Genomic DNA, 13,148 nt, shown 5'->3' with positions numbered 1-13,148 from the left:
AGCACCGGGCCCGCCTCGGAGTAGGAGCAGCGGGTACGCGGCGATGCCCGTTAGATGGTTTGTAATTGTAAAGAGTGACCGATGGCCGATTCCCTCCTCATTATCGAAGACGAAGATGGGCTCGCGCGCGAACTCGAGCACCATTTCTCTGCCAAGGGCTGGGATGTCGAGGTCGCTGAGCGGCTGTCGCAAGCACGGGAGATCCTGACTAGCCAAAAGCTCGAGCCCCTGGTCATCCTGGCCGACATGAGTCTGCCGGACGGCAGCGTGCTTGACCTGATGGAGAGCATTCGCGAGCAGAAAATACCCGGCGAATGGATTCTGCTCACCGGCTATGGCAGTGTCCCAGACTCGGTACGCGCGCTGCGTCTCGGTGCCTATGATTTCCTCGAGAAACCCTGTCCGCTACCACGGCTGGAACTCGTCGTCGCCGGTGCCCGCCGCAGCGCCCTGGCCCAGCGCCGCCTGCACACCCAGACCCGCGACAGCCGCCGCCGCTATGCGCCGAGTTCCTATCTCGGTGCCAGCAAGACCACCGAGGAGACGCGCCGCTTGATCGCGCGGCTCGCCGAAGTGCCGTTCAGCGCGCTGATCATCGGCGGCGAGACCGGCACCGGCAAAGGCCTGGTGGCGCGTATCCTCCACCATGGCGGTCCGCGCGCCGAGGGCCCCTTGATCGAGGTCAACTGCGCCGCGCTGCCACGCGAACTGCTCGAATCCGAGCTGTTCGGCCACGAGGCCGGCGCTTTCACCGGCGCCAAGGGCCGGCATCGCGGGTATCTGGAGCAGGCCCACGAGGGCACCCTGTTTCTCGATGAGATCGCCGAGATGGATCTCGATCTGCAGACCAAGCTCTTGACTGTGCTCGAGGATCGGCACTTGCGCCGACTGGGTGGCGAACGCTTGATCAAGGTCGATGTGCAGATCATCGCTGCCAGTAATCAGAACCTTGAGGCGCGCGTGAGCAGCGGCGAGTTCCGTAGCGATCTGTTTCATCGCCTGTCGGTGTTCCGCCTCGACCTGCCGCCGTTGCGCGAGCGCCTTGAGGACCTCGGTCAGCTGGTGCCGGTGTTGATCGACGAATACAACGCCCGCTCTGGCCGCCAGGTGAGCGAGGTGCCGCCGGCGGTCTACGAGCAGATGCGCGCCTACCACTGGCCGGGCAACGTGCGCGAGCTGCGCAATGTGGTTGAGCGCGCCGTGCTGCTGGCGCATGACGACGTCTTGCCAATCGAATGGCTGCAACTCGGTCAAGGGATGGCAGCCGCGCCGGGCAGCGGGCCGAGCGTCGAGGGTGATCAGCTGCTGATCCCGCTCGACGGCAGCATGGCGCTCGACGAGATGGACAGCTACATCATCCGCACCGCGCTCGAGCGCAGCGGTTACAATGTCACTGCTGCGGCCCGCGCCCTCGGCACCACCCGCGAGACGCTGCGCTATCGCATCCACAAGTACGGCTTGTCGAGCGAAGCGCCGGAATCGCTGTCGGCTGCGGCGGCTGCCGCCAACTGAGACTACTCACAGCGATGTCATGGGCGCGCACCTGATCCCTCGACATGAACAGCGAAAACGCATCCTCGCCCTAGCGGCGCTCCCGGTCTCGCCGCTGCTTGCGCTGGCGATGGGTCAGTCGCGCAATGCCTTATGAGAGGGAATGCCGGCGACCTGCTCGTCGGTCCGGAGCGCTTTCAGCAGGCCCCAGCAGGCGATCAACAAGAACAGCGTCATCGGCAGCCCCGAGGTTAGGGAGGCAGTGCGCAGGGCCTGCAGCCCGCCCGAGAGGAGCAAGATCGCTGCGGTGACCCCACCGATCACCGCCCAGAAGACCCGCTGGGCTTTGGGCGGGTGCGGGTGACCACCCGAGGTAATCATCTCCTCGACGAGCGATCCGGAATCGGATGAGGTGATGAAGAACACCATCACCATCAGGATCGCGAGCAACGATGTCAGTGCCTGCCAAGGGAGCTGCTCGAGCATGGCGTAGAGGCCCGCGCTGGCATTGGCTTGTACCACGGCCTCGATACCGCTGTCGCCGAACAGGGAACCATGCAGAGCGGTTCCGCCGAAGACTGTCAGCCATAAAAAGGTGATCAGTACCGGTATCAAGAGGACGGCGACGATGAATTCGCCGATCGTGCGGCCGCGCGAGATCCGCGCCAGGAAGACACCGACGAAGGGGGACCAGGAGATCCACCAGCTCCAGTAGAACAATGTCCAGTCAAACTGCCATTCGCTCCCCGGCCGCACGTCGAGCCACAGGCTCTGACTCACGAGTTGCTGCAGGTAGGCGCCGGTAGAGGAGATGAAGAGCTGAATCAGATAGACCGTGGGGCCGGTGATGAACACAAACAGCAGGAGCACGCCGGCCAGGCCGAGATTGAAGCTCGAGAGCCAACGGATGCCGCGATGAACACCGGAGATGACCGAGAGCGTCGCGATCGCAGTAATCACCGCGATAATCGCTATTTGGACCCACTCCGTCTGCGAGAGGCCCAAGAGTCGTTGCAGCCCCGCGTTGATCTGGATCGCGCCGAGGCCGAGCGAGGTGGCTACGCCGAATAGGGTGCCCACGGTGGCCAGAATGTCGACGGCATGACCGATCGGACCGTCGATGCGCTTGCCGATGAGCGGATAAAGGAGTGACCGCGGGGCCAATGGTAGCTCGTGGCGAAAGTGGAAGTAGGCGATCGAGAGTCCGAAGACGATGTAGATAGCCCAGGGATGCAGACCCCAATGGAAGAAACTCAGACGCAGCGCCTCGCGCACTGGCCCCCCTTCGGTGGTCGGTGCAAAGGGCGGGTCGCTCCAATGCATCACCGGCTCGGACACGCCCCAGAACACGAGGCCGGTGCCCATTCCGGCGCTGAACATCATTGCCAACCAGGACAGATAGCCAAATTCCGGCTTGCTGTCATCGTTACCGAGTCGAATATGGCGATAGGGACTAGCTAGCAGCCAGAGCACGAACACCAGCAGACTGGTCGCGCCGAACACATAGACCCAACCGAATTGGTTCAGGATGACCGATTGAACGGCGCCAAAGGCGCGTTGCTCAGCATCCGGCCAGCCGACGCCGAGCGTGACGAAGACGATCACCACCGCCACCGAGCCGAGGAACACGGTCGGCTGCATGGTCGACAGGAGGCGCGACAGAGTTGGCTGGACGGATGACAGGATGCGCGAGAGTCTAGACACGATTTGATCACTCACTTTGGGTCGGACAGCAATGTCTGTTGCGCCGCAGCAATGATCTCCGCTGGGCGAAGCGGCAGCGGTCCAGGACGGGCGAGCGATTGGGCGCCGGCGGGCAGGCTGCGCTCGGCGTGGAGATAGCCGAAGAGTTGGCCGGAATGGTTTAGCTCCACCACGAGTACCGGATCGCTGCCAAGCGTTGAGCGCAGTGCCGCCCGTTGCAACGGCGCGATCAGCCGCAATGCGATGGCCCGCACGCTGATCCCGTCGGCGCGCAGCCGCGTTGCCGCCTCCTGCACCGCGCCCCAGCTTGAGCCCCAGGTGAGTAGGGTGAGTCTGGGTGGCTCGCTGTTGGTGGATGAACTGCTGGCGGGTCCCAATTGGGGGGTGTCCTGCTGCCCGCCGTGGTCGATCTCGGCCCAGGCCGCGCCATAGTCGTATGCGAGCAGTTTGTCGCGGCGTTTGGCGAGTTGCAGGGCGTGGTCGCTGGCGCGGCTCGAGGGCGTGCCGCAAGGATCGTGCTCTAGGCCATCGGCGGTGTAGGTATAGCCGGGCTGGCCGGGAATCGGCATCGGTGAGATACCGTCCGGGGTGAGCGCGTAGCGAGCGCAGGCTGTGTCCGCTGGTGTCTGCTGGGGCACCTGCGGGGGCGCCTTAGCGCCAGTGGCTCCGGCGTCACCGCCAATGTCGCCGATCCCTTGTGCCTCGATGCGCTTGCGCTCGGGAACCGGTGAACACGGAGGCGGGGGATCGATGGTCGCCTGCGTCTGCCCGAGCATCTGATCGGAGAGCAGGATGGCGGCGGTTTGCAGTCGTTCCGCGAGGCGGCTGGCCCATTCGACGCTGAAGCTGCAATCGGCGATGCTGATCGGGGCTAGCACCAGATGCGGCGCGTCGCCATGCAGCCCGTAGAGGGCCTGATCGAGGTCGGCCTGCTCGGACTTGGTGGGTAGGCCGGTACTCGGCCCGCCGCGCGCGACATTGACGACCAGAATAGGCGTTTCGCTCGCGATCGCTAGCCCGATGCCCTCGCTCATCAGGCTCAGGCCGGGGCCGGAGGTGGCGGTGAGCGCCGGTATGCCGCCGAAGCTGGCGCCAACCAGCATATTAACCGCGGCGAGTTCGTCCTCGGCTTGCACGAGGGTTCCACCGAGGCGCTCGATGCGCGGCGCGAGCCATTCCAACATCTCGCTTGCCGGGGTGATTGGATAGGCCGCGACGAAGCGCACCCCGGCCCGGAGCGCGCCGAGGCCGGCGGCGGCATTACCACTGAGCTGCCAGCGTGGCGTTTCACCTTGATCCCTGGCTGCGGGCTGATTGATTGTAGACTGACCGGCGGTGGGCGACGCGGCTTCATAGCCAGCCCGAATGCATGCATGAGCGGCGTCGATGACGAATTGACTCTTCTTCGCCAGTGTTTCTTCGGCGCCAGCAAGCAGCGCGTCGAGCCCGAGTCTGGCTTCGCGAGCAAGGGTGCCGACCGCGACCATGTTCGCGCGTCCGCCTGGATGCTCACGGGCGCTGCCGCTGAAGCTGATCTTACACTGCGTGGCGCCGCTCGCGCTGATCGCGTCTGGCACTGGGCCGCTGGCCGGATCGGTCAGAATCAATCCTTCTTGGGTAAGCGGGAGTTCGTCGACGAAGCGCTCTATGTTGCGCCAGTCGAGCGCCGCGAGCAGGTCGACCCGATCGCCGATACAGCCGATAGGGTGGGTGCCGAAACGCAGGATTGAGACCGACTCGCCACCGCGTACCTGCGGGCCGGCCGCGCGCATTAGCAGTCCATAGTAGCCGCACCGGCGTGCCGCCGCGAGCAGGATCAGCCCGGCCGTGACGGCACCACTGCCGCCTGAGCCGCAGACGGCGACCGTGATAGGTTCGGGTTGGCGGTGCTGGTGTGCGCTGCTGTGCGCTGTCACTCGAACCTCCATGTGAGTCGGTATTCGAATGGCGAGCGGATCAGAGCCCTGTTAGGCCGCGAGGTCACCGCCGCGAAAGGGCTTGAGACGCTCGATCATGGCGCGATGGACCTTGAGGCTGCCAGCGACGAGGTTGCAGGTCTCGAAGAAGCGGTCGCCGCCGGCAAGATCGCTGACGGTGCCGCCGGCCTCGGCGACCAACAGCGCGCCGGCGGCGAAGTCCCAGGGCGAGAGGCCGAGTTCCCAGAAGCCATCGAGGCGCCCAGCGGCGACATAGGCGAAATCCAGCGCCGCCGAGCCGGGCCGGCGGATGCCGGCGGTGTCGCGGACCATCGCCGCGAGCATGCTCAGATAGCTGGTCAGGTGCGACTGATCACGGAAGGGAATGCCGGTGCCGATCAGGGCGCCCTCGAGTCCGCGCCGGTCGCTGACCCGAATACGCCGATCGTTGAGCATGGCGCCACCCCCGCGACTGGCGGTGAACAGTTCCTCGCGCAACGGATCGTAGACGACGGCCTGCTCCATCAGCCCCCGGTAGCGCAGGCCGATCGAGATCGACCATTGCGGGAAGCCGTGCAGGTAATTGGTGGTGCCATCGAGCGGATCGATGATCCACTGAAACTCATCACTGCCGTCACGGCCCTTGCTGCCGCCGCTTTCCTCGGCGAGGATGGCGTGATTGGGAAACTTGCCGCGCAGCTCGTCGATGATGGCGGCCTCGCAGGCGCGGTCGACCTCGCTGACGAAGTCGTTACGGCTTTTCTCGTTGACTCGGAGATCACCGCCGCGCTCGTAGGAGCGCACGGCGATACGTCCGGCCTGGCGCGCGGCGCGTACTGCAATATTTAACATGGCATCCATGGCGCTAACGATAACGCAGCTGCGTCTTGGATAGTAGATTGACAAGAGCGAAAAAGTCTGAAGAGCTGATGTGATGGATGCAGGTGATAACATGTCCGCCCAGCCGGCTGACTTGGCGCAACTTGGCCGGGTCCGCTTCGTGCTGATCGAGACCAGCCTGAGTGCGAACATGGGCGCGGTTGCGCGCGCGATGAAAACCATGGGGCTCATGCAATTGTGCTTGGTGCGGCCTCGGCAGGCGCTCGATGCCGAAGCGCTAGCGCGCGCGGCCGGGGCTGATGATCTACTGGCTCGCGCGCGGGTGTGCGCGTCGCTCGAGGAGGCGCTGACCGGCTGCCGGTTGGTGATCGGCTCGAGCGCGCGTGCGCGCTCCCTGGCTTGGCCAGAGGTTGATCCAGCGGGCTGTGCCGAGCGCTTACTAGAGAATGCCGCAGAGGCCGAAGTGGCCTTGTTGTTAGGACGGGAGCGCTCAGGCCTGACCAACGATGAGCTATCGCATTGCCATTTCTTGACGCGGATACCGGCCAATCCGGATTACAGTTCGCTCAATATTGCCGCCGCCGCTCAGGTCTTTGCCTATGAGTTGCGGCGTGTGGCGCTGCGGGGACAGCTCGGCGCGGCGCGGGCAGGGGAACCAGCCCCGGCCTCGGGCCCGTTCTCGGCTGGTGCGCCGAGAAGCGATCTGGCGACCGCCGACGAGATGGCGAGCTTCTATGGGCATCTGGAGCAGACCATGACGCGGATCGGGTTTGCCGATCCGGACCAATCCAGCACCTTGCGCCGACGGCTGCGACGGCTCTTCAACCGCGCGCGCCCGGATCGCACCGAGCTGAATATCCTGCGCGGCATCCTGTCCGCGGCCGAGGGGCGGAAACACCCGGATCGGTTTCGCCGCTAGGGGGCGGGAAGCGACCGATTCTTTAAGGAGATCGTCTGATGTTCAAGCGCCTACGGGACGATATCGCTTGCGTGTTCGAGCGCGATCCGGCCGCGCGTAACGCATTCGAGGTCCTGACGACCTATCCCGGGCTGCACGCGGTCATGATGCACCGGGTCTCGCACGCTCTTTGGGAGCGCGGCTTCAAATGGCTGGCGCGGATTTTATCGAACCTGGCGCGTCTGCTGACCGGCATCGAGATCCATCCAGGGGCGCGGTTGGGCCAACGTTTCTTTATCGACCACGGGATGGGCGTCGTGATCGGCGAGACCGCCGTGGTCGGCGATGACTGCACCCTTTATCACGGTGTCACGCTCGGCGGGACCAGTTGGCAAAAGGGTAAGCGCCATCCCTCCCTGGGACGCGATGTAGTGGTGGGGGCCGGGGCCAAGGTTTTGGGTCCGATCCATGTCGGCGATGGTGCCCGCATCGGCTCGAATGCCGTGGTATTAAAGCCGGTGCCGGTCGGCGGCACCGTCGTTGGGGTGCCGGGGCGGGTGATCGAGCACGCCGCGGACGCGGCTACCCGCCGGCGCGCGGATACAGCCAAGCGCATGGGATTCGATGCCTATGGGGCGACCCGCGATGCCCCCGACCCGGTCGCCAACGCGGTGAATCGGATGCTCGACCATATTCACATTCTCGATCGGCGCATGGAGGCTATGTCGCGGGCGCTCGAGGAGCAGGGCATTACCCGTCATTTCGAGCATCTGGATGATCTGGAAGACTGTGTGCTCGATCCCGCCGAACCGCTCGATAAAAATTGATGGTATTCGTCGGCTATCATAGGATGTCGGTTACGACGGTATCAGCCAGGAGGAGTTGAAGTGAGACTGACAACGAAAGGGCGCTATGCGGTGACCGCGGTGTTGGACCTTGCAATCCATCAAGGTGAAGGGCCAATTGCGCTTGCGGATATCGCGCAGCGTCAGGGGATCTCGCTGTCCTACCTGGAGCAGCTGTTCGCGAAGCTGCGCAAGCGCGGGCTCGTGCTCAGTGTGCGCGGACCTGGGGGCGGGTATAATTTGGCGCGTGAAGCCCGCTCCATCTTTATCGCGGAGGTCATCACCGCAGTCGATGAGAATGTCGACACCACCCGTTGCGGTGGTGCGCACAACTGTCAGGCGGACGGCCCCTGCCTGACCCATGATCTGTGGATGGATCTGAGCGATCGTATCTACGGCTATCTCAACAATATCAGCTTGCGCGATCTCGTCGAGCGCGGCTCCGAGGCGGCGTCTAGCCGCGGCGCGAAGCGTCCGTTGGAGGCAAGTCGCGCCGAGGGCACCAAGGTTCGCCTTGATCCAGTGCGCCCAACCGGGCAAGCCAATGCTTGAAGGCAGCGAGGCGCGCAAGACCTGAGTGCTGGAACATCCCAGGGCGGCTCAGCATTGCTCCCAGGGTAAGCCGCGGAACCGCCAGCCACCTCGGGTCGAGCGGTGGTGCTGCTCATCGAGTTCGCCCTCGAAGCCTTCGTCCACGTGAAAGACATGGGGCAGGCCGGCCTCGAGCAGCGCCTTGCCGGCCTCGAGCGAGCGTTTGCCGCTGCGACAGATCAGCACGACCGGCGCGCAGGCGTCCTCGGTCGTGCAGACGGCGCCGCCGAGCAAGCGCTTGCGAATCTCGGTGAGGAACTGCGGATTGACGGTCCAATCCGGTTCATCGATCCAGGGCACATGGACGGCGCCGCTGGGGTGCCCGACGAAGAGGAATTCCATGGTCGAGCGGATATCGACCAACAGGGCTTGGGGGTCGTCCTGGATCAGTTGATGCGCCTGTTCCGGCGTCAGTGGTGTGGGTAAGCGCTCGCTCATGGAGGTTCTCCTGAGAAGGATGATCGGCGATTATGGATCAATTGGCAGTCAGATACCGTCATGTTATTTTTTTGGATTGCCTAACTAGACCGTGAACAGGCGTCAGCGAACGAGCCGTTCAGGCCCGGCCAGGATCCCTTCCGCAACGGCGACCCGCCTGCGTTGGCGCGAGCACGCGGCGCGTGTGCTGGTCCGGCTGTTGGCCAGGGTGCCGATGCCGATCCTGCAGCGGGCCGGTGCTGTCGTCGGTGGCTTGATCGCGCTGGTCCCGAATCGACAGCGCCGCAATGCGCTGATCAATCTCACCCTGTATGCGCCCGATCGGCCCGCCTCGGCGTTGGTGCGGATGCGCGATCGCAGCCTGCGGGAACTCGGCAAGACCCTGTTCGAGACGGCGCCGCTGTGGCTGCGACCGCCGGCCGAGGCGTTGGCGTTGATTCGCGAGGTGCGCGGCAGCGAGCTGCTCGAGCGCGCGCCTGGCCAGGGCCTGATCGTCCTCTCGCCGCATATCGGTGCCTGGGAGCTGGCCGGGCTCTATCTCTCAACGCGCGGGCCGACGGCGATCTTCTATAAGCCCCAGCGCCTGCTCGATGAGCTGATCGTCGATGCTCGCAAACGCGCGGGCGCGCGACTGGCGCCGATTACCGCGCGCGGTATTCGCGTCTTGCTCAGTGCGCTCGAGCGCGGTGAATTCGTCGGTATCCTGCCGGATCAGGAACCGCGCGAGGACAAGGGCGCGGTGTTTGCGCCGCTGTTTGGGGTGCCGGCCTACACGATGCTGCTGGTCAACCGCTTGGCGCGGCGCAGTGGCGCGGCGGTGATCTTCATGTTCGCCGAGCGCTTACCGCGCGCGGGTGGTTATCGCATCCATTGCCTGAAGGCGCCGCCGGGGATCGAGAGCGAGGATGATGTCAGCGCCGCTAGTGCGCTGAACCAGGGCATCGAGCAGTGCATCGCTCTCTGCCCGGAGCAGTATCTGTGGAGCTACCGGCGTTTTCGTCGCCGCCCGCTGGCGGGGCGCAAGCTCTACACCGGTTCCTTGCGTGATGCCTCGGCGATCGAGATCGCGCGGCGCATCAAAAAGCCCCGCTCCTAAAGAAGGGGCGGGGCTGTCAGCCGCCGGGCGAGCAGCGCGTGATCAGCTGATTTCAGCGGTTCCGGTCTCACTTTCACCGCTCATAAATGTTTGAGATAATCAACGCAATCTGTCCTTATCTCAGCCATGTTCACGCCGTCAACGCAGCCGCGCCGGACAAGCCCGGTGTCTTACGCCACTCTTGCGTGCGTTTAAGGTCCGGCCTGAGCGTGTCCAGACCACGGTTCAGGATGTTCTTGGCAGCGTTCAAATCGCGGTCCATGACGTTGCCGCAGTCGCACTTCATCGTGCGCTTGTCGAGCGGCATGTCATGAATCTGACCGCATTCAGAGCACGTCCGGCTGCTCGGCTCGAAGCGTCCGATGAAGGACACTTCGACACCGCGCAGCTCGGCCTTGTACTCAATCATCCGCCGCAGCGTGCCGAACCCAGCATCGCTGATCGAGCGGGCAAGCTTCCTGTTGCGGACCATGCCTTTGACGTTCAGGTCTTCCAGGCAGATGACCTTGTAGTCGCGGGTCAATCGGTCTGACAGCTCGTGCAGCACAGCTTGACGCTGGTCGCTGATGCGCTTGTGCAGCTTGGCAACCGCGAGCTTGGCTTTCGCTCGACGGTTCGATCTTTTCTGCTTACGCGACAAGCGACGTTGCTTGCGCTTCAGGGCCTTGAGGTTCCGTTTCAAAGCATTGTTGGCGGGGATCTCGGTTCCATCTGAGAACACCGCGAGGGACTTCACGCCAAAGTCAACGCCGACCGCTTTCTGTTCCGGCGCGTGCGGATCGTAGTCTTCAGTCTCGACCAAAAAAGACGCATAGAACATCCCCGCTCTCTGGCTGATCGTGACTTGGTTCAGGGTGCCGGTGAACCGCACCCGCTGGCGCATCTTGATTGGAGTCTTGAGCTTTTCGATGCGAAGTGCTCGACCGTTGACGCCGAACTTTGGCTTTTCGCGCAGCGCGAAGCTGTCGCCGATGCCTTTTTTCTTGAAGATCGGGAAGCCGGGCTTCTGTCCAAGCTTCACGCGGCGGAAGAAGTGCTTGAAGGCGTTGTCCAGGTCGTCGATGGCGTTGCGGGTGACGCGACTGGATACCTCGTTGTACCAAGGGAACGCCGGGCGGATGACCTTGATATAGTGCTGATAGGCGGCGGCCTTCGACCACTTCACATCCTTCTGACCGAAGTGCCCAAGCAACTGGTTGTAGCAGTGGCGACGCGACCCACAAGCGCGGGCTAGATAGTCCGCCTGTTCAGGCGTGGGCCGCAGTTCAATCTTGTGTGCGAGTAACATCGTAGAGGCCAAGTTCTTCGGCAATCGCATCACCCGCAGACTGAAGGTCAGCCAGCAGCTTCTTATGCTTTCGTGAACGGCTGCCGTACAGCCTCGCACTCAAGACGGTGATGATTTCCAGTACATCCTGCGCAAGCTCTTCCTCAAAGCTCGGCTGGGAGCCCTTATGGATGATGACGATCTCGATGCCTTGTATCTCGCATAGAGCGAAGACCAACTCGGAACCAAAACGCAAAAGCCTGTCTTTGTGGGTCAGGACAAGGCGGCGCATTTGCCGACGCAGAATCATCTCCAAAAGGCGCTGGAGCCCTTTCTTGCGGTAGTTCATACCGCTGCCCAAGTCCCGGATCACTTCACTGCGCCAACCTTTGGCAGCGCAGTAAGCCTCCAGCGTCTCGTGCTGCCTGTCCAGGTCAGCCTTCTGATCGTGACTACTGACACGGGCGTAACAGATCGTCGGCACGTCCGTGTCTCCGAGGGCCAATAGGTCCGCGACGGCGTAATACCGGGTTCCGCCCTTGGTCTTTCGGGTTGGTAGTAGTTCGCCCGTCGCTTCCCACTTGCGCAGGGTTGCGGGAGTCGAGCCGATCAGTGCGGCAGCTTCGCCAATCTTCACTAGCTTTCGTTCCATAAAGCAATATTATGCTAGATTGTCGAAGATTTAAAGGCTCAGTTACATGCTATGGGTGTCGACCCAAGTGATCTCGACTGTGTCGCCGCTCATAAATGCCTGAGATAATGGAAATAATCTGTCCTTATCTCAGCCATGTTCACGCCGTCAACACCAGTGCGGGCGAACCCGTCTTACCTGACTCTTGCGTGCGTTTAAGGTCTCGCCTGAGCGCGTCGCGACCATGATTGGCACTTGATTGTCGTGCCTGGACGAACCCTAAAGAGCCGCTCAGGGTCTGTCAAGTTTTCGAGAAAATATAATATTTTTGTAGAAAAAATAAGATTATGGCCGTCAGTTCCATGCCCTTTTCGCCGCCGTTGAGCTTGAACGACAGATAGGGATTCTTGGAGACGCCGCCGCCCCAGAGGCTGGTCATGACGACTTGATCATTTTTTGGATGAAGTGCCAATCTGCTCGAAGCGCTAATTGCTTGCTCTTGATCAAATCTCCCGCATTGCATTGCAGCGTATTATCAAGTGCACCACTGACCTGGGACGTGCATAGCAGCTCTTTTAAGGTGCATAAAAAAATTCAGATCAGTTGCTTGCGGATTTAAGTAGGTCTACAGCAACGCTCTTGCATGGAGCGCAGCAAGGGCATATGTTCGTGTAATCAAGCAGTTGCAGTAGAGCAACAGAACGCCGCCTAAAAAGGGCTGACTCCGAAACCCTACTCTTTGAACAAGGCCTTATATTAAGGTGGTTTAAAACGAGACTATTGTTATCGTATCGCTAAAAGCTCTTTGGCTTACTTAACTTTGACGCTGTTACACCTAAAGATTCAGAATTTTTTGTTTTCTAACATAAAGTGAAAGCAAAAATGACATTCAAGCTTTGGTGAAAGTGAGGTTTTCATGTTCAATCACCCAGAAATCACTGCTGCTGCCATAATCGGAGGGTGCACAATCGTAGCATCTGTTATTGCAGCACTAGCGGCAGCGATAATTGGGAAGCAGTTCAGAAATCAAGAGTTACTAAAGTCCGACTTAAAAGAGGCACTATCTGACATAGAATTTCTTCTGCATGTTGAAAAAGAACATGGAGAAATTCACAGAGAAAACTTCGGACAATCGAAAATAAGAGTCGTTAGAGCAAAAGTGAAGCAAGCAGGTTTTTTTTGGTCTCAACGATTCACTCCCGGCCGTGCGAAGAACCTGAGGTCGATTATGTGAAAAAACAGTTTGTTGATGCGAACTGAGTGGTTAATCTATGGTTGGTCAGTGCAGATCTTTGGGATGCATTGCCCCTTAAATAGGGGATCCACACAACTTGCCCCATGAGCCTCAATTTCAGGCCCTCACCGAATTGGTCGTTGCAGTCGGTAGCTGCGTCATTCCGGGCTCGGGTACTGTTAGCCACCAAAGAGGGC

The 13,148-nt window shown here is 61.7% G+C and carries 13 protein-coding genes; 6 read left to right on the top strand and 7 right to left on the bottom strand.

The features are described 5' to 3' along the window. The first annotated feature begins 81 nt into the window (after positions 1-81). Positions 82-1,512, top strand: coding sequence for a sigma-54-dependent transcriptional regulator (locus CCR82_RS11390; protein WP_201245901.1), 1,431 nt, complete (start codon positions 82-84; stop codon positions 1,510-1,512). A 114-nt stretch (positions 1,513-1,626) separates the two neighbouring features. Here CCR82_RS11390 and CCR82_RS11385 read toward each other — a convergent pair whose 3' ends face one another. The 3 genes from CCR82_RS11385 to CCR82_RS11375 are packed head-to-tail and all read right to left on the bottom strand — an operon-like array spanning position 1,627 to position 5,972. Then, entirely contained in the window at positions 1,627-3,174 is a 1,548-nt protein-coding gene (locus tag CCR82_RS11385) for a BCCT family transporter (RefSeq protein WP_420827329.1), read from the bottom strand. Between the two features lie 32 nt (positions 3,175-3,206). Beyond that, positions 3,207-5,111 (bottom strand): 2-oxoacid:acceptor oxidoreductase subunit alpha, encoded by a 1,905-nt coding sequence (locus CCR82_RS11380; RefSeq protein WP_338073155.1) that lies wholly within the window; start codon positions 5,109-5,111, stop codon positions 3,207-3,209. A gap of 51 nt (positions 5,112-5,162) precedes the next feature. Further along, positions 5,163-5,972: an inositol monophosphatase family protein gene (locus CCR82_RS11375; protein WP_201245899.1), complete on the bottom strand. Its 810-nt coding sequence runs from the start codon at positions 5,970-5,972 to the stop codon at positions 5,163-5,165. 73 nt (positions 5,973-6,045) lie between these two features. Between CCR82_RS11375 and CCR82_RS11370 the strand changes: the two genes are divergently transcribed. From CCR82_RS11370 to CCR82_RS11360, 3 genes are read left to right on the top strand one after another with little or no spacing between them, the layout of a single operon-like run. Then, on the top strand, positions 6,046-6,870 hold the full coding sequence (locus CCR82_RS11370) for an RNA methyltransferase (RefSeq protein ID WP_242513412.1): 825 nt from the start codon (positions 6,046-6,048) through the stop codon (positions 6,868-6,870). A gap of 38 nt (positions 6,871-6,908) precedes the next feature. After that, positions 6,909-7,676, top strand: coding sequence for a serine O-acetyltransferase (gene cysE / locus CCR82_RS11365; protein WP_201245898.1), 768 nt, complete (start codon positions 6,909-6,911; stop codon positions 7,674-7,676). A gap of 60 nt (positions 7,677-7,736) precedes the next feature. Beyond that, positions 7,737-8,246, top strand: a complete 510-nt coding sequence (locus tag CCR82_RS11360) for an Rrf2 family transcriptional regulator (protein WP_201245897.1) — start codon at positions 7,737-7,739, stop codon at positions 8,244-8,246. Positions 8,247-8,294: 48 nt separating this feature from the next. Here CCR82_RS11360 and CCR82_RS11355 read toward each other — a convergent pair whose 3' ends face one another. Continuing rightward, positions 8,295-8,723 (bottom strand): rhodanese-like domain-containing protein, encoded by a 429-nt coding sequence (locus CCR82_RS11355; protein WP_201245896.1) that lies wholly within the window; start codon positions 8,721-8,723, stop codon positions 8,295-8,297. A 91-nt stretch (positions 8,724-8,814) separates the two neighbouring features. Between CCR82_RS11355 and CCR82_RS11350 the strand changes: the two genes are divergently transcribed. After that, a complete protein-coding gene (locus tag CCR82_RS11350; protein WP_420827324.1) occupies positions 8,815-9,819 on the top strand; it encodes a lysophospholipid acyltransferase family protein in 1,005 nt (334 codons plus the stop codon). Between the two features lie 130 nt (positions 9,820-9,949). On the opposite strand, the gene CCR82_RS11345 is transcribed toward CCR82_RS11350, so the two are convergent. From CCR82_RS11345 to CCR82_RS19380, 3 genes are all read right to left on the bottom strand, one after another. Beyond that, the gene (locus tag CCR82_RS11345) at positions 9,950-11,107 is read right to left on the bottom strand and encodes an RNA-guided endonuclease InsQ/TnpB family protein (RefSeq protein ID WP_201245894.1); all 1,158 of its coding nucleotides are present in this window, start codon (positions 11,105-11,107) and stop codon (positions 9,950-9,952) included. Then, on the bottom strand, positions 11,085-11,738 hold the full coding sequence (locus CCR82_RS11340) for an IS607 family transposase (protein ID WP_201245893.1): 654 nt from the start codon (positions 11,736-11,738) through the stop codon (positions 11,085-11,087). Before CCR82_RS11340 ends, CCR82_RS11345 begins: the two co-directional genes overlap by 23 nt. 280 nt (positions 11,739-12,018) lie before the next feature. After that, positions 12,019-12,240, bottom strand: coding sequence for a thiosulfate oxidation carrier complex protein SoxZ (locus CCR82_RS19380; RefSeq protein ID WP_201245892.1), 222 nt, complete (start codon positions 12,238-12,240; stop codon positions 12,019-12,021). A gap of 393 nt (positions 12,241-12,633) precedes the next feature. On the opposite strand from CCR82_RS19380, the gene CCR82_RS11330 reads away from it, so the two are divergent. Then, complete coding sequence (locus tag CCR82_RS11330) at positions 12,634-12,951, top strand: hypothetical protein (protein ID WP_201245891.1); 318 nt, start codon at positions 12,634-12,636, stop codon at positions 12,949-12,951. The last annotated feature ends 197 nt before the right edge of the window (positions 12,952-13,148 follow it).

This window comes from Halochromatium salexigens, assembly GCF_016653295.1.
In the GTDB taxonomy this organism is placed as follows: Bacteria; Pseudomonadota; Gammaproteobacteria; order Chromatiales; family Chromatiaceae; genus Lamprobacter; species Lamprobacter salexigens.
Note: the sequence above shows the minus strand (reverse complement) of the source record. Positions and strands in the feature narration are given on the sequence as shown.